Here is a 16,797-nt window from a genome sequence, read left to right on the forward strand (position 1 = left end):
ATGGCACACAAACCCGCCAGTCCCGTTTCGCAAGGGACAGAACTGAGGACGCTAATTCAGCAGCACGCTCAGAATCTGTCGGAGCAGTTGCAGGCGCATCAGCGAAACAATTTTCCTCCTTCCGCGGAAAAAAGTATCCGCCTTTTTTCGCCCGCGGAAGCGGCAAAATTGATCGGAATTCACGAGGGCTATTTGCGGCAGGTTGCGTCAGAGGGGCGGGGAATCGCCGCGACGGTGACGAACGGTAGGCGGTCTTACTCGGTGGAGGACATTCAGAACATCCGCCACGTTCTTGATCAGAGCGCCCGAGGGGATCGTCGCTATCTACCTCATCGGGTTAATGGCGAGCATTTGCAGATTATCACTGTGATGAACTTCAAAGGGGGATCAGGGAAGACGACGACATCCGCGCATTTGTCGCAGTACTTGGCTCTGCATGGATACCGCGTCCTTGCGATTGATCTCGATCCGCAGGCTAGCCTGTCCGCTCTTTTCGGTTCGCAGCCCGAGCTAGACGTAGGACCGAACGAGACACTTTACGGCGCGATTCGATACGACGAGCATCGTCGATCAATCAGCGAAGTTGTTAGAGGAACCTACATTCCCAACCTGCATTTGATCCCTGCCCATCTCGAGTTGATGGAATTTGAGCACGAGACGCCGAGAGCGCTAATGCGGCGTGACCCCGGGGATTTAATGTTTTTCGGACGCATCGCACAAGCAGTAGCTGAGGCCCAGAATTTGTACGACATTGTCGTCATCGATTGCCCTCCGCAGCTTGGTTATTTGACACTGTCAGCGTTGAGTGCCGCAACTGCAGTTCTGATCACAATACACCCTCAGATGCTGGACGTGTTGTCGATGGCGCAATTCCTAACGATGACGGGGGACCTCTTGGAGGTCGTCGCTGACGCGGGAGGGACAACCAATTACGACTGGATGAATTACCTCGTAACAAGGTTCGAACCTAGCGACGGCCCTCAAAACCAAATGGTCGCGTTCCTGAGGTCAATATTTGGGCAGCATGTGCTCATTCATCCAATGCTGAAAAGCACGGCGATTTCAGACGCATCGATCACGAACCAAACCCTGTATGAGGTTGAAAGACAGCAGTTTACACGATCGACTTATGATCGCGCCATCGAATCCATGAACCAGGTCAACGGAGAGATCGAAGGCTTGATCCGTCGAGCTTGGGGGAGAGCAGCATGAGCCGAAAAGCTCTTTTCGCCAATTTGACACCTGCTTCAGCTTCTGCAGCCGAGAGCGAAGCGACGGTCAAATCCGAAGATCGCACAGGGGACGACAAGTCCGTCGCTGACCCAATTAGAGCGGCGAGACTTAGGTCTCGGCCAATTCTCGGTGCTCCGGAGCTCATAAAGACAGCCGCCGCACCTGTCGGCGCGCTAGGGCAATCGCTCAGCGAATTCAAGGCTCAGTCCGAGCGCGCGTCCGCAATTGAGCGCCAGCTCGCCGAGGGACAGGCTGTCGTTGATCTTGATCCAACTCTGATTGATCCGTCTTTTGTGAAGGATCGTATGCCAACGAGTAAGGAGGCGCACGCTCGATTAGTTGAAGCCATTCGAGAGCATGGGCAACAGGTGCCGATTCTAGTCCGCCCTCATCCGAATAACATCGGGCGGTACCAGGTTGCATATGGCCATCGCCGCCTTCGCGCTGCATTAGAGCTTCAGCGAACCGTTCGCGCCGTCGTCAAGGCTCTTTCCGACGACGAACTCGTCATCGCCCAAGGGCAGGAAAACAATGAGCGACAAGATTTGTCGTTCATCGAAAAGGCGAGATTCGCGCGCGGCTTGGAAGAGAGGGGATTCAAGCGCGATACGATTATGACCGCGCTTTCCGTGTACAAGAGCGATCTTTCGAACATGCTCTCAGTCATTTCTCGAATTCCCGAGGACGTCGTCAACGCGATTGGACCCGCGCTTGGGATCGGACGACGAGGATGGATTGACCTCGCAGAGCGATTTTCCGACCCCTTCGTCGCAGAATCAGTAGCAGCCTTGATTTTGGCACCGGACTTCCTCGCCCTCGAAAGCGATCAGCGGTTTAGGCGGGCGCACGCTGTGGCGAGACCGAGCCTTGAACGGCCTCGGTTTGAAAACTGGACGACGGCTGAGGGCACAAAATTCGCCAAAATTGTGCAGAACGCCGAAAAGATTTCGGTGACGATCGACCGTCGAGTTGTCCCTGAATTTGGAGATTTCATCCTCGAGCGATTGCAGTCGCTTTACGAGGAGTTCAAATCCCGTCGATGACGGCGAGCGTTTCGCGTGGCGTCAAAAAGTACCAACGCAGGAGAAACCGACAAAAGAAAAAGGCCCCCGAAACATCGCCCCGGAAGCCCTTCTCGTAGTTAGCACCTAGAGAATCACACTTCCGCGAATTGCTGTCAAGAGTCGGCGCCATTTCGGTGAGCAGATTTCTTTTGCCTGAACGAGGCAAAAGGTCATGCAAAGACAAGCAACGACGCCCTTTGGGCGGCGATCGCTCTCGCTTGCCATGGTGGCGAGCCAGGCGGCGACGAAAGAATTCACGTCTCGCCCAGACGCGTCAGAAACCGTCGTCCATAAATGGCGACTGTTTCGGGCGCTGACGGAGGCAAAAGCACCGCTTGGCGTCACCGACCGGGCGCTATCGGTTTTGCATGCGCTGCTGAGCTTTCATCAGGAGACGGCGCTGACGCTCCCCGACAAGAACGCGGGGGCCTCGGAAATTGAGGTGGCCTCCGGGATCGTCGTCTTTCCGTCGAACAAGGAGCTGTCGATCCGCGCCCACGGCATGGCGCCAGCGACGCTACGCCGGCATATCGCCATGCTGGTCGAGGCCGGGCTGATCATCCGGCGCGACTCGCCCAATGGCAAACGTTTCGCGCGGCGAGGGCAGGGGGGCGAGATCGCGGACGCCTTTGGCTTCGATCTCACCCCACTTGTCGCCCGTGCCGCCGAAATCGAGAATCTCGCCGAGGAGATCCGCGCCGAAAACCGCACCATGGCGCTGCTGCGCGAAAAAATCACTCTGGCGCGGCGGGATATCGCCAAGATGATCGAGACAGCCATGGAAGCGGGCATTCCGGGCGATTGGGAGGCTCGTCACGGCGACTACCAAGCGCTCGCCAGGCGTCTGTCCCGCAAGATGCCGCGGGCAGATCTGGAGGCCTTGGCGACGGAACTTGGCGCTCTTGCGACCCAGATCAACAGTGTGCTGGAAACTCACGTAAAACGCCAAAATATGACTGCCAATGAGTCTCAGCCTGAGCGGCACATACAGAATCAAACCACAAACATTTCTGATCTTGAACCTAGCCTTCGAGAAGGCAGGGGCGCAGCGTCCGGATTGAACAACGGAGGTTTGGGGGCTCCATCAGCGCCAGAGCCTGAAATCAATGCAAACGAACCCTCCAGATCGGAGGTCAAACCGCAACCGACGCGAAGCTATCCACTCGGGATGGTCCTCGACGCCTGCCCAGATATCCTGGACTTTGCGCCAAGTGGGATTTCTTCCTGGCGGGATCTCATCACGACGGCGGGGACAGTGCGATCCGCTTTGGGCGTTTCGCCCGACGCCTGGTCGCAGGCGCTCGAGGTCTTGGGTGAGCACGACGCCGCGGTGGTCATCGCCGCAATTCTGCAGCGCGGGGAAGAAATCAAATCCGCGGGCGGTTATCTGCGCGTTCTGACCGCGAAAGCGAGGGCAGGGGAGTTTTCGCTGGGGCCTGTGCTTATGGCGCTGCTGCGCGGTAAGGCCACGAAAGCAGCGCGCGAGCGAAAGCGGGCTGGATGATGCTCTTCACGTCGGATTCGAGGCAATGATTGACCTGGGCGCGCGAGCTGTCATAGGGCGATGTAGCCGCGACGCTCCTTCAAGCGGCGCTGCCGGGCAAGAGCCTCGACAGCTTGCGAAATGTCGTCAAAGGCGGCCATGCGCCGCCGGCCCGCCCGGCCGATCCGTCCCCATTCCGCCACTAAACACCAACGCCCGAAAAGATCGGGCGCGACATCGAGGCGATAGAACCGGTGCATGTTCTTGGCCGGGTCGACGCGATGCAGGATGATGGCGTGCACGAGTGCGAGTCTGAGTCCTTGCAGGACATCGGTCAAGGCAAGGTGATGCCGCTGCGCGCTCGAAGTGCGCTGGCGGATCTCCCTACTCAGTTTGCGCGCTTCGGAGCCTTCCTCCTATCCTGCCGCAAGGGGGACTGACGAAATGAAATCAACAGATCATAGCCAAGCGCCGACCTGCGGGCGGCTGTCTATGACGCCTGCGCCGGCTTGGCGCGGCGCGAGGCTGCTGATCTTGTCGACCTCGTGTTGGCGGAGATCGCTGAAACGCTAGTGAGCGGCGAAGCCGTCAAACTGCGCGGCTTTGGCGCGTTCAACGTGCGCTGCAAGCGCCCGCGGGTCGGCCGCAACCCAAAGACGAAGACGCCCGCGCCGATCGTCGCGCGCCGCGTTCTGACCTTCAAAGCGGCGCCTGGCTTGATCGCCCTGCTCAATCAGCCACCGGCTGAATTCTAGATGGCGGACGCCTGCAATCCCTGTCTGACAGGTGCGGTTTCATAGCCCCGCCGCCTTGGTGAGGTTGACCCTGAAGCGGTCGCGCTTTCTTTGATAGCGGCGGGTCATTTCGGGGGAGGCGTGGCCGAGGTGCCTTTGCACATGGCCTTCCTCGATCTGCGCCGAGGAGGCGAGACCGGCGCGCAGAGAGTGACCGGAGAAGGCGCGGCGGCGCTCGCCTTCTGGGAGATCGCCGCGCAGGCCCGCGGCCAGCGCCGTTTTCTGGACGAGGCGGGCGACATGCTTGTCGGAGAGGCGCTCGGGCGAGACGCCGCCATTCTTGCGGGCGATAGGTCGGAACACCGGTCCACGATTGATCCGACCGAGGCTGAGCCAGGTCTCGAGCATGGCGACGGGGCAGGTGAGAGGGGAGGAACCACGGCCGATCTCGACCTCGCGCCAGCCGGTCTTGCCATTGAGGGTCAAAAGCAGGCCGCCGCCGTTTTGGTCGGCACCGACGATCTCGATCCAACCGGTTCCGTCGTCCGTCTGCTCCGGGCCGCAATCGAGACCGACAATCTCGGAGCGGCGCAGGCCGCCGGCGAAGCCGATGGCGAGGATCGCCTTGTCGCGCAAGCCGCGCAGGTCATTGTCGAGGACCGCCAGCATGGCCAGCAGCTCGTCGGCAAAGATCGCCTCCTTCTGGGCGGGTGGGCGGCCATGGGCGCGGCGGATGCCAGCCAGCACCGTGGCGATATGGGGATCTCCCGTGTCGAGCGGGTTGCCGAGCTGGCGATAGCGCCAGCAGATCCCTGAGAGCCGGCGCTCAAGCGAAGAAACAGACAACGGCGGCCGGCCGGGCGCGCCTTGGGCGCACGCGGCGAGATAGAGGCCGACGGTCTGCGGATCCGGGGGCAGGGGATCGAGGCCCTGCCGGCGCAGCCAGGAGGCGAAATGCCGCCAGTCGGCGTCGTACGCGCGCTGGGTGTTCTCCGCGCGGGCGGCGCGGGCGTAGTCGCGCGCCTTTTCGGAAAGCGCGGCGAGATGGGGGGACGGCCGTTCCGCCAGTTGGCCGCCACGATCATTGTCTTCCGGATCGGCCATTTCGTTCTCGTTTTGGCGCTCGGTCCATGGGTTCGCGCAGTTCGGACAGAAAAATCCGACGCCTCGGCGGGCTTGGAAGGGTCCGAAAGAGGGCTTCCAACCCGGAAACCCAAGGGCTTCGAATCATGTCCGATAAGCGCACATTATCGGACATATTTAGAGCAAGACAAGGCCGGCGGATTTGGTTCGAAATTAGGTGACAAAGCGCCGTTTCGACCGCATGCTCTCCGTCATGTTCGATCTCGATTCGGTCCCCGACCGCGCGCCCGAAAGCCCTCCGGTTTCACCCCGGAGGCCGCGCCGCGCGCGCAAGCCGGCGCTCTCGACGGGCGCCAAAAACCCTGGCGAAATAGGCCTTTTTCCAGATTGGGGGCGCCTTCCCGACGCCGACGGTGGCAGGAGCGACGCCGCCTTCCACGCCGGCGCCGGCCTCGCGCTGTTCGACCGTCTCTTGCGCGCGGGCGAAGACGGCGCCGAACCCGCCTACGCCGGCGCCTTGCGGCGGCGCCTCGCGCTCCGGGCCGCGGCGAGTTGCGCCCGTCTCGCCCGGCTGCGTGAGGACGAGAGCGCGTTGCGCGACGCCGAGCATCTCGCGCCGCCCCATGCGCCGCCGTCGCCAGCGGGGCGTCTGCACCGGCTGTTTCGGCGCTTCGGCGAGCAGCCCGTGCGACTTGACCGCGCGACGCTCGCCGTCGCTGCGGAGCTGCTTTTGCTGCGCCTCGACGAACCCGCGTTGGTGCGCCTCGTCGAGGCGTTGCAGCGCCGCGCATCGAAGCCCAGGACGCCCCTCCTCGCCGTGGTAGAGGCCAGCCGCGCGGCGATGTCGGCCGTTACAAACTCCGCGCCCGTCGACGCCGACATCGTCGCGTTTTGGCTCGCCGACGCGACGCTGGCGCAAGAGCTCGGCTGGGCCTCGCCAGTTCCGCTTTTCGCGACGGCGATCCATCATCCGGCGCTGCGCATCGGCCCTAACGGCCGGCGTTCGCGCCCTGGCGATCCCGAGTGGGGCGAGGCGAACGCGCGCGCCCTCGCGCTCGCCTGCCATGATGCCTACGCGCTCGGCGCAGATCTGGCGCGGCGGGCGGACAGGCTCCAGCAGGCGGCGCCGAAGCTGCGCGCGAAAGGCGCGGCGCGCGTCGTCGCCATGTTGCTCGAAGATGATTGCGTCACGCCGGCGCGCGCCGCGAAAGAATCGGGTCTCTCCGACCGCGCCGCGCGGCGCCTGTTCGATCGCCTGATCGAGCTCGGCACCGTACGCGAACTCTCCGGACGCGCCAATTTTCGGCTCTACGGGCTCTGACCTCGAAAGCGCCAAGGCGAGAAAATCATGGGACGCCCCAAAAGAAACGACGCCGACGCATTCTTCGACAGCGATCTCGCGGACCTTCCTGTCGCCGCGCGGTGGCGCGAATGGATGCTGCGGATCGAAGCGGCGATCTTCGCCGCGACAAGCCCAGTCCCGCGTGAAACGCTTGCGCGGATCGTCGGCGATGACGCGCGTCTCGACGACCTCATCGCCGATCTGCAGGCCGAGTTGCGCGCGCGCCCCTACGAGCTCGCTTTCGTCGCCGGCGGCTATCAACTGCGCACGCGGCCGCGTTTCGCGTCGGCCATCCGACTCGCGCATGGCGACAGGATCGAAGACGCCGGCCCGCCGGCGCTAACCCGAACCGAGATGCTGGCGCTCGCCGGAATCGCCTATCTGCAACCCGCGACCCGCGCCGCGCTCTCCCGCCACGCCGGCCGTGAGATCAGCCGCGATGTGCTCGGCGCCCTTAAACGCCACGGCCTCATCGCCGCGGCGCTGCGCGCGCCCGAACCCGGCGCGCCGCTCGCCTGGGTGACCACGGGGCGGTTTCTGGAGGCGTTCGGCCTCGCCTCTCTGCGCGAGCTCCCCGATCTCGAGCGGTTGCAGGACGAGGGGTTTGACCCCAGCAACGAAAGCAGGCTCGATCGACTTTGGCCGATGGTCGACGCCGACAATGAGGGGGAAGACGGCGGCTCATTCGAAGAGTGATAGATCAAGAGCGGCGGTGTCGTGGCGGGCGAATCCGGTCTTCCTTTCCAAGGCGATGGTCCGCCGCTAAGGTCTTACATAGAGATCGCGTCGGGCGGGCGGCCGACTTGGCCCCACGCAGCGGCGACCCACAAAAGATCATCGTCATGGCGTCCCTTGGCGAATACATGCTCTCGGTTCAGGCGTCCGTCCTATGGATCGCTGCTTTGTGCGGCGTGCTGATTTTCCATTGTGTTCATTTGGCGCGGGGATGCGCAGAGTGTCGCGCGCTGCATGGCGTTCACCTCGTGATGTTGGTTGGCATGCTTTACATGTATGCCGCCATGGCTTTTGACCTCGTCGCGGCGCCGCGCAGCCTTTGGGTGACGCTCTATGTCGCGTCCTCGGCGGGCGTCCTCGCGTGGCTCGCCACACGGCATTTTCGCGGCGACTCGGTGGAGGGCGTTTGGGTTCTCGCCTTGGCGCAGCAAATCGCCATGATTTACATGTGGGCGCCCATGACGGATTGGGCGCCGGCGATCTCTTACGGCTTCGCCCTATACTTTGCGCTTGAGACCTTTGGTTGGGGACTCAAGGCGGCGGCCCGAGGCGCACGCAGCGCGCTCCATCCCGCGACAGCCGGCCCCGCCCCTGCGGCCCTCCTGCCGAATTCCTTTTTCGACGACATGTGCATGACCATCATGGCGGCGTCGATGGCCTATATGTTTCTGGGCATGCAACTCATGATGTCGCCGCCGCGAAGCGCTCCGGAGCGGGATTCAGCTGTGACGTCGGGCCCCGTTGCGCCGCCCGAGGAAAGGGCGGGAGAGCCGGTTGCGTCGGCGCAAGGCCCCAACCCTCACCGCGCAAATCCCCCCCCAAGCAGTTCGCCCGAGAGCGGGCGCGACGTTCGTAGCTATGTCGTCAGGCCGGGCGACACGCTCACCGGGATCTCCGCCCGCTTCTATGGAGACGCGCGGCTCTGGCGACGCATCGTGGCGGCCAATCCAGGCCTCACCTCGCGCCGCCTGCCGATTGGTCACACGATCATTTTGCCGGAGCCCGACCGTCCCGCTAAGCTCAACACCCCGCGCTGACGATCCAGAGCAGGGTGTTTTCGGAGCAATTTTTGCCCGCCCCAAACGGCTTTGCCGACTCGGAGCCCCTCGTTCGACGAAGCGCTCGCGTCGATGCTGGAGCGGAACTGAGGGCTGGGGAAAATATGTAAGGCGCAACGAAGACCCACCGTAAACTTTCTCGGAAGGAAACCGCCGCGGCCTTCTCTCGAAGCTTTCCTTAACGATTGATAAAGGAATACTCTGCGGCCGTTTCAAAGCGGCATTTGCAATTTCGATCGGCAGCTCGCCGTCATGCGGCGAGCTGTCTTTTTGTGGGTACAGGGCAGGGCTCCTCGGCGTGGCGGGGCGAGACGGCCGCAGCCTTAACGCGATGTGGCGGAAAGGGACAGTGTCAATACTGAAGCTTGCGCTCGTCAACCTCGAGAACAATGGCGCCGCCGGCGCTGACGCAAACCGAAATGCTGGCGCTCGCCGGGATCGCCTATCTGCAGCCGGCGACCCGCGCCGCACTCTCCCGCCTCGCTGGCCGTGAGATCAACCGCGACGTGCTGGGCGCGTTGAAGCGTCATGGCCTCATCGCCGCGGCGCTCCGCGCCCCCGAACCCGGCGCGCCCCCCGCCTGGGTGACCACGGGGAGGTTTCTAGAGGCTTTCGGGCTTGGGTCTCTCCGCGAACTGCCCGAACTCGAGCGCTTCCAGGACGACGGGATCAATTTTGAAATCGACAACGTTCTCGATCCCCGATGGAACGTCGACTCCGCCGACAGCGACGAGTGAGGTCGGGACCGGTCGACTTCTTGGATGGGCCGACCGTCGAGTGCAATGCTCCGATGTGATTTTTCGCGATTGATGGCGCTACAAATGCGTCACACGCATCGACCACCTCGCGGGGGTTCGAGTCGCTCCTCCGCTACCACGCGTCCCCCACTATATTTCGCCTGGGGGAACGCTGCGCCACCGATGAGGGCGGCAAGCTTGCCTTTGACCTCGACCTGGAAGCCTTCCCTCGGCGCCTTGGGGTGAACGGTCACGCCGTGAACGAGCGCGCGGAAAGTGGATACGAGCGATCCACGATCGTCCTCCGCCGCCGCATGTTCCGTCAGAACCGCCGCGAGCCGGTCAACGGTCGCGATATAGCTGTCCAGCGTCGCCGGATGCAGGGCGATGATCTGCGGGGTTTCCCCCACCTGGGATAGTTCGCGTTCCGCTTCCAGAACTTGGCCTCTCAATTCATCCAATCTGGCGCGCCCTTCTTCCTCGCGAAGCACGCCCTTGATGAGCATGTCGATCGCTCTTTGACGCTCCGCCTCCAACCTGTCGCGCCGCCGTTCGATCCTCGTCCGCCTCGAAATCGCCGTTGCGGCGAGACGTTTGCGCTCCTCATTGTAGGCGCGGACATAGGTCTCGATCAGTCGCGTATCCTTCAACTCCTCGGTCATGCCTTTCAGGACGGCTTCCTCTACGTCAGTGAGGTAGAGAATCCGCCGGTTGGAGCAGCTTCCATTCTCCCTCACGGCTGAACAGCGAATGCGCGTCTTTCCGGTCTTGTCCCGGTCATGAACCGACATCCCGGACCCGCAACAACCGCAGCGCAGGAGGCCGGACAGCAGATGCGCCGGCCGGCGCTTCACATTCGTCGAAAGCCGCGCTTTCTCCGCTTTCAGCGCTTGGGCGCATTTCCAGGTTCCTTCATCAACGATCCGCAGGTGGGGAGCCGCAATCTCCTGCCATTGGTCACGCGGATTCGGGCGGGAAATGCGCTTGCCCGTGTCCGGGTTTTTAACCATCCGCACCTTGTTCCAGACTATGCGACCGGCATAAAGCTCATTGAAAATCAGACCATTGCCGCGCCGCGCGTTGCCGTTGATCGTCGACGCGTTCCACCGCGTCCCGCGCGGGGGCGCGATACGGTCACGATTGAGTTCGCCGGCAATTTCCCGTGGCGGCCGGCCAGCGGCGTAAGCGGCGAAGATCCGCCGAACGATCTCGGCTTCCTCTTCGACAATCTCCAACTCTCCCCGACGGCCAGGCACCGGGCAATAGCCGTAGGCCCTCCCGCCCGCGTGCCGACCTTCGCGGATAACACCGGCCATCCCGCGTCGGACCTTCTTCGCGCCATCCTCGCGCTGCAATTGCCCGACCAGCCCTCTGAGGCCGACGAGGATGGCGTCCGCCGTGCCGTCATGGACAGCGTGAATCTCGACACCGAGAAAGGACAGCCGTTTATGAATGCCGGCCAAGTCCTCCATATCGCGGGAGAGTCGGTCGAGGGCTTCGACGATAACGACCTCGAACGCGCGATCGCGCGCGGCGTCCATGAGGCGCATAAGACCGTCTCGCCCAAAGATGGAAGCTCCCGAGCGCGCCTTGTCCTCGTAAGAGCCAATGACGTCCAGCCCAATTCGTGCGGCGTAGGCGCGGCAGAGTGCGATTTGGTCTTCAGTCGATTTCTCGCTCTGGAGTTCAGTCGAGAATCTTGCGTAGATGACCGCGCGAGTCATGGGTCGACGCTCCCGCCTGCAATGTCCGCGTCCGCTCGGGAGTTGCCTGTGGGATGAACGGAGCGCTTGAAGCGAGATGATCGCGCCTCGCGTCCGCGATCGCAAGGGCTTCGACGAAACGTATCAGAGAAAGTTCGAACGGCGTCGCGTGATCTTTGGACGATACGTGGCGATCGTTCCCGCATTCACTGCTTATGTCTGTTCGTCGTGTCACGCATTCATCATGCGAGCGCCGGAAGTTGGATGAAAGGGCTCCAAGTCTACGTTCGTGAGATTAGAAGCCATAGCGAAATAAAAGGCTGGGTTTGCATATGTCGCATCAGAAAAATGGCGCCATTCGGATGGACTCTGTCATTCAGATCGTTTTCGGGCAATCGATACCACGGAGCGGATTTGGTGAAATCGAAAGGGTCGCCTCAGGCTCGCGCGCAATAAAGGCTCAAAACTTCCTGAGGGGGATATTGTGTTTGAGCAGCGCGTAGCGAATTTGCCTCGGCGTCAACCCTAGCAGACGCCCGGCTCTCGCCTGGACCCAACCGGCTTCGACCATGGCGTCGATCAATTTCTCGCGGTCCGATCGCTCGTCCGTTTCCTCTGGCGCGCTGTCGGCGACGTCGAGGCGCGGGGCGGATGTCGAGGATTGCGACGCCGTTGCGCCACTCCACAACTCAATGCTCGCTGACGGTGATGGCGCGCCGGGCGCAGCGGAAGGAAAGGCGGTCGCCCAGAGACTGTCCGAGACGCCATGAAAATCCTCCTCGCCAATCTCGTCGCCGGTTGCAAAAGTCGCGGCGCGAAACACGAAATTCTCAAGCTGGGAGACGTTTCCGGGAAAGGGGAATTTGCTCAGGAAATCGAGCGCCGTCTGCGTAAACGCGAGGCGCGAGCCTTGCTCTTCATTGAATCGTCGAAGAAATTCATTGGCGAGGAGAGGGATGTCTTCCTTGCGTTCGCGCAAAGGCGGAATGAAGATCGGCAGGACGCTGAGCCGGTAAAAAAGGTCCGGGTTGAACAGGCGCGGATCCACTGCGGGCTGTAGATCGCGGCTGGTCGCGCAAATCAGGCGGATATCGGCGTTCATCTTGTTTATCCCGCCGACGCGCCTGAATTCGCCGTCACGCAGCGCGTGCAGGAGCTTCACCTGTATGGCCGGCGTGATCTCGCCGATCTCGTCAAGAAAGAGCGTCCCTCCCTGCGCATATTCAAGGAGACCCATGCGGGGACTGATCGCGCCGGGGAAGGCGTCGCGCTCATGGCCGAAGAGTTCGGACGCGAGAGAAAATTCCGACTGCGCGGCGCAGCTCATTTTAAGGAAGGGCGCGTTGCGTCGTGGCGATAATTGGTGAATGGCGGTGGCGACGGCGTCTTTCTCGACGCCGGCTTCTCCCAGCAACATCGCAGCCGCTCGTGTTCTGGCGATCGAGCCGATTTTCTTCGTAATTGCCCGGATCGACGCGCTGTTTCCAAGAATAGACATATCCATGCGCGCGGCGGATAGCGCGTTCATCACCGTTCCTGATGCCTAATGTTGTGTCCTGTCTACGACAGTCGCAGCAAGCTCTGTGCCGCACTTGCGACAGGGATGACGTCTCCACGACACGCTTTGCGGTTCACGAAAGAGAGGCCAGCGGGGCGCAAGCCCGCGTCGGTTCCCGCCGACAAGAGACGATCATTGTAATCTAATTAAAATACAACAGCTTAACGAGCGACTCACAAATCATGGCAAACGGCGGCCATCGAGCCCGCCCGGCGCAAAAATGGGCGCGGAAATCAAGGCCGCTTTGTGGCGGATGCCGAACTAGGCCGGATATTGTTCAATATGAACTTTCCATAGGCGCAAATATCCCATTAGTGCCGACAGCTTCAGCTAATAAACGCAGAAATTCCCGACAAATGCCGCTTCTAGAGGCGTTCCCTGCTGTCGGAAAGCAGCAATTATACTGTCGTGAACACGACAATCACTACAGCGAAATGCGACAAATAAAAACTTATTGACGAGCTTGGCGGCCCATGACGCTATATATCTACCTTATATAGAACTGCGCTGAGGGCTGGGGCGTGCGCACTACTTCGCCTAATCCATTACTGCCGAAGCGGCCGAAAAGCGCCGCCATACGCTGGCGTACCGGCCCTGCCGCCGGAAAGGTGGGTTTGTCGCATGCGGCCGCCCTCAAACCCGATCTCCGCGAAGCAACCAACAGCCCGAGCGACGCGCCCGTCTACAAGAAGGACGCACGCGGTAGAAAGCCGAAAGCCGTCGGTTTGGTTCCGCGTCCGCCGAAAACTTTTTCGGCGGACCTCATCCCCGAACTTCCGGTCGGCGCGCATCCATATGCCGGCAAGCTCACCCATTGTCTGGGCTCTTTCTTTCATGAGAGCAATTCGGGCTGGGGAAGCAATCTCGATACGATCGCGCTCGCCCATGGCCCTGTCGGCTGCGGAGCGTTCACGCAGGCTTCGCGCCTGAGCGCGCCGGGCCTCGTTCAGGGAGTCGAGAGTTTCACCGAACTCCACGCTTGCACGGATTTAAGGACGCCGAACCTCGAAGACGGCGGCGATGCGCGCCTCGCCAGGGCGCTCGACGAATTGGAAAGCCTGTTCCCGCTCGCGCGCGGAACCGTGATTCTCAATGAAGACCCCATCGCGCTCGTTGACGCCAATCCAAAGGGCGTCGCCAAGGAGAAGTCGAGGGATTTGGGCAAGCCCGTTCTTTCGCGCTCTTGCGAATCCATACGATCCGATCGGGCCTGGGCGGTGGAAACCGCGTCCGGGCTGAAAGCCGCGGTCAGGAAAGAGCGGCCGTTGCGGTCGACGCGTTATGACGTGGCCTTGCCTTTTTCGCGCGAGGCGACAGGGCTCGTCTGGGTTTTGAGCAAGCTTCTCCGCGAAATCGGCCTGAATCCTTTCCACGAGCTCACCGCTTCCTCCACGAGCGACATGGCGCGGATCGGCCAATGCAAGCTGGTTATCGGCTTCGCACCGAAGCTCGATGTTCCGTCAGACTATTTCCCTGGCGGCGCGGCGCAGTTGCTGCGGCAATGGTTCAATTTGCCGCTAGTCTGGACCTGCTTCGCGGGGCCGTCGGCGACGGACGCATCGCTTCGAGCGATCGCCGCCAGTTTCGATTGGAAGGTGAGAGCGCGCGCCGAGCAGGTCATCGCCGCCAATCGGGCGAAGGTCGAGGCGATCGTCGCGCGCTATCGTCCCCGGCTTCAGGGCAAGCTTGTCGCGCATTTTTACCCGATGACCGACGAACAGCTCGAACCCTATCGTTTGCTGGGCTTCAGGATCGGCAATGCAAGCGGATGGACGGGCAAGACCGGCAAATGGCGCAAGCCAAGTCTCGTTTGCGATCCCGACAAACCGCGCGAGAGAGCCATAGAGTCGTACATCGCCGAAGCGAAGCCCGATCTCGTGCTCGCCTATGGGCGCGATGAATATGAGTGGCGCAAGCGCGGGCAAAGAACCCTGCCGCGCACCTTGTTCTGCAATTCGCCGCACAACGCCTACTGGGCCTATGACGGCTTCGCCAAATTTGCCGAAACGCTTAATCGCGAATTGAATGCGCCGTGGTTGAAACTCATCAAATCGCCCTGGGCGACCGGAGGCGGACAATGAAGACCTGACGCGCTTTTCCTCTCTCACACACGGTTCAGACCTTGATGCGGCGCCGACATCGGTCGGGCGTCAAGGATGAACTGCGCCTCAAATCTGCGCCTCGGCGATTAGGCCCTCACGCGCGACAGCAAATTCGATGGACGGGACAGGATGATGAAACAGCACCTCTTGAACACGAGCGCGATCACGCATTTCCTTCGGCTGGGATGCGGATCGCTTGCAATGCTCACGATCGAGCAATCCGCTTATGCGCAAGGTGTCACGCCGATCCCTGATATCACCGTCGTCGCGCCGAGCGATCGCGCTCCTGCGCGAGGCCAGAGATCGGGTCAAAGGGCCGCCGCAAGGAGCAAACCAACAGAAGGAAGTGAAGCCGCGGGTTACAAGCCCGAGACCGCGACCAATTTTGGTCCTTTCGGCAAGAAGCCGATTCTCGACATTCCCTATTCCGTCAACGTCATATCGGCTCCATTGATCCAGAACCGATTGGCGTGGCAGTCTGACGATATTTACAAGATCAGCCCCGTCATCCAGCTCCGAACCACGAGCGCGCGCGGCGGCGAAGCGAATTTCAAATTGCGCGGATTTGTCTTTGCGAACGCCGACGGACGCGCGGAAGACGGCATGCGCGTTCAAAACTTCGCCCTTGCCCCGCTTGAGGACAAGGAACGCGTCGAAATCTACACCGGCCTGACGAGCTTCCTATACGGCCCGGCCAATGTTGGCGGTCTCATCAACTATGTCTATAAGCGGCCGACGGACGCACCTCTCGCCGATGTCACGGTCGGTAATTACGGTGGACTCTCAGCCTTTGTGCATGGGGATTTCGGCGGCCCGATCGACAAGGAGGGGAAGTTCGCCTACCGCCTGAACATCGTAGGTCAAAGCGGCGACACCTCGGTCGACAAGCAGAGCATCAAGCGCGACGTTCTCACGGCGGCGCTCTCTTGGCGTCCTACAAAGGACCTGACCGTCACCGGCATAGCATCCCACGCAGATTACAACATTCGCGGAGTCGATCCGTTCTGGAACTTCCCGGTCAACGCCGACGGTTCGAGCAGTGTCCGTCACCCGGGCGCCCCGGACGCGTCGGTATTTTATGGCCAGCCATTTACGTCCTTCACCGTTCAAAGAGACAGATTCAGTCTCGATTTCAATTGGAGAATCAATGAAATCTTCACGGCGCGCGCCTCCTATATGTATACGATGAACACGACGCGTGAATTCGTGTATTCCAACAATAATGTTTTAAACACCAGTCTCGCCTATACCCAAGTGACTGCCTACAACAGAAATGGTCACGAATATGGCAATTCGGGTTACGCCTTCCTGGACGCAGCCTTCGACACTGGATTCATCCATCATAAGCTGACGGCCGGATTCTATGGCAACGATTATCGAAGTGCCCGAGACCCCGCGAACAATGGCACTAAGACGCTAACTGGATTACGCTATTGGATGCCGCCCGTGTACTATGCCGAACCGGGATGGATCCAGACAGGCTTTGGCCCAACAAGGACCTTGACATACAGCAACAATAAAAATGCGCTTATCGGCGACGACATCAAGTTAAATGAGCAATGGTCGCTTCTCGTCGGCGGCAATTATACCTGGCTGCATGGCACGAATTTCAACAACTCGACGGGCGCCGTTACGGCTTCCTACGATCAGGGCCGTCTTTCCCCGACCGCTTCATTGATCTTTAAGCCGGTCGAATGGATTTCAACCTATGGCACTTACAGCGAGTCGCTTCAAAGCGGAGCGACTGTTTCAACTACTGGCGTGATGAGATTTACGAATGCGGGGCAGACATTGCCGCCTTTTGTCGGGCGCCAATATGAAGTCGGCGCCAAAGCGGACGTCGGCGGCATGCTTCTAACAGCGGCCTTCTTTCAGATCGAGCAAGCGCTGCAATATGCGCAGTACAATAATGACGGCACCTACACCCTTGTGCAGGACGGTCGCCAGCGCACAATCGGGGTATAG

Annotated in this window: 15 protein-coding genes; 11 read left to right on the top strand and 4 right to left on the bottom strand. The window is 61.1% G+C overall.

Annotated features, from left to right (window positions below; all coding sequences use genetic code 11):
- The 3 genes from repA to repC all read left to right on the top strand — a co-directional run bounded on the left by repA (position 1) and on the right by repC (position 3,801).
- Positions 1-1,212: a plasmid partitioning protein RepA gene (repA, locus tag MMG94_RS19705; protein WP_016919156.1), complete on the top strand. Its 1,212-nt coding sequence runs from the start codon at positions 1-3 to the stop codon at positions 1,210-1,212.
- On the top strand, positions 1,209-2,276 hold the full coding sequence (gene repB / locus MMG94_RS19710) for a plasmid partitioning protein RepB (RefSeq protein WP_016919155.1): 1,068 nt from the start codon (positions 1,209-1,211) through the stop codon (positions 2,274-2,276). The genes repA and repB overlap by 4 nt, the downstream gene beginning before the upstream one ends.
- 193 nt (positions 2,277-2,469) lie before the next feature.
- Complete coding sequence (gene repC, locus MMG94_RS19715) at positions 2,470-3,801, top strand: plasmid replication protein RepC (protein ID WP_040579049.1); 1,332 nt, start codon at positions 2,470-2,472, stop codon at positions 3,799-3,801.
- 50 nt (positions 3,802-3,851) lie between these two features.
- On the opposite strand, the gene MMG94_RS19720 is transcribed toward repC, so the two are convergent.
- Positions 3,852-4,118, bottom strand: a complete 267-nt coding sequence (locus tag MMG94_RS19720) for a WGR domain-containing protein (RefSeq protein WP_016919153.1) — start codon at positions 4,116-4,118, stop codon at positions 3,852-3,854.
- 138 nt (positions 4,119-4,256) lie between these two features.
- On the opposite strand from MMG94_RS19720, the gene MMG94_RS19725 reads away from it, so the two are divergent.
- A complete protein-coding gene (locus tag MMG94_RS19725; protein ID WP_051001098.1) occupies positions 4,257-4,535 on the top strand; it encodes an integration host factor subunit alpha in 279 nt (92 codons plus the stop codon).
- Positions 4,536-4,574: 39 nt separating this feature from the next.
- Here the strand turns inward: MMG94_RS19725 and MMG94_RS19730 are convergent, their stop codons facing one another.
- Positions 4,575-5,618 carry a tyrosine-type recombinase/integrase gene (locus tag MMG94_RS19730; RefSeq protein WP_016919151.1) on the bottom strand — a complete coding sequence of 348 codons (1,044 nt, stop codon included), beginning with the start codon at positions 5,616-5,618 and terminating at the stop codon, positions 4,575-4,577.
- Positions 5,619-5,814: 196 nt separating this feature from the next.
- Here MMG94_RS19730 and MMG94_RS19735 point away from each other — a divergent pair, with 196 nt between their 5' ends.
- The 4 genes from MMG94_RS19735 (at position 5,815) to scpB (MMG94_RS19750) (ending at position 9,469) form a co-directional block, all read left to right on the top strand.
- Positions 5,815-6,918: a DUF1403 family protein gene (locus MMG94_RS19735; RefSeq protein ID WP_154420378.1), complete on the top strand. Its 1,104-nt coding sequence runs from the start codon at positions 5,815-5,817 to the stop codon at positions 6,916-6,918.
- A gap of 27 nt (positions 6,919-6,945) precedes the next feature.
- Positions 6,946-7,635: an SMC-Scp complex subunit ScpB gene (gene scpB, locus MMG94_RS19740; RefSeq protein ID WP_016919149.1), complete on the top strand. Its 690-nt coding sequence runs from the start codon at positions 6,946-6,948 to the stop codon at positions 7,633-7,635.
- Between the two features lie 107 nt (positions 7,636-7,742).
- Positions 7,743-8,711 carry a LysM peptidoglycan-binding domain-containing protein gene (locus MMG94_RS19745; RefSeq protein ID WP_270111491.1) on the top strand — a complete coding sequence of 323 codons (969 nt, stop codon included), beginning with the start codon at positions 7,743-7,745 and terminating at the stop codon, positions 8,709-8,711.
- A gap of 410 nt (positions 8,712-9,121) precedes the next feature.
- Positions 9,122-9,469 (top strand): SMC-Scp complex subunit ScpB, encoded by a 348-nt coding sequence (gene scpB / locus MMG94_RS19750; RefSeq protein ID WP_016919147.1) that lies wholly within the window; start codon positions 9,122-9,124, stop codon positions 9,467-9,469.
- Between the two features lie 89 nt (positions 9,470-9,558).
- Here scpB (MMG94_RS19750) and MMG94_RS19755 read toward each other — a convergent pair whose 3' ends face one another.
- Both MMG94_RS19755 and MMG94_RS19760 read right to left on the bottom strand, forming a co-directional pair.
- A complete protein-coding gene (locus MMG94_RS19755) occupies positions 9,559-11,193 on the bottom strand; it encodes a recombinase family protein (protein ID WP_016919146.1) in 1,635 nt (544 codons plus the stop codon).
- Between the two features lie 439 nt (positions 11,194-11,632).
- Positions 11,633-12,622 (bottom strand): sigma 54-interacting transcriptional regulator, encoded by a 990-nt coding sequence (locus MMG94_RS19760; RefSeq protein ID WP_270111537.1) that lies wholly within the window; start codon positions 12,620-12,622, stop codon positions 11,633-11,635.
- On the opposite strand from MMG94_RS19760, the gene MMG94_RS19765 reads away from it, so the two are divergent.
- The 3 genes from MMG94_RS19765 (at position 12,540) to MMG94_RS19775 (ending at position 16,797) form a co-directional block, all read left to right on the top strand.
- The gene (locus MMG94_RS19765; protein ID WP_016919143.1) at positions 12,540-12,719 is read left to right on the top strand and encodes a hypothetical protein; all 180 of its coding nucleotides are present in this window, start codon (positions 12,540-12,542) and stop codon (positions 12,717-12,719) included. The two genes, MMG94_RS19760 and MMG94_RS19765, sit on opposite strands and share 83 nt — an antisense overlap.
- Before the next feature lie 619 nt (positions 12,720-13,338).
- The gene (locus tag MMG94_RS19770) at positions 13,339-14,811 is read left to right on the top strand and encodes a nitrogenase component 1 (protein WP_244415254.1); all 1,473 of its coding nucleotides are present in this window, start codon (positions 13,339-13,341) and stop codon (positions 14,809-14,811) included.
- Positions 14,812-14,961: 150 nt separating this feature from the next.
- Complete coding sequence (locus tag MMG94_RS19775; RefSeq protein WP_026016127.1) at positions 14,962-16,797, top strand: TonB-dependent receptor; 1,836 nt, start codon at positions 14,962-14,964, stop codon at positions 16,795-16,797.

Origin of the sequence: Methylocystis parvus OBBP (assembly GCF_027571405.1) — a bacterium.
GTDB lineage: Bacteria > Pseudomonadota > Alphaproteobacteria > Rhizobiales > Beijerinckiaceae > Methylocystis > Methylocystis parva.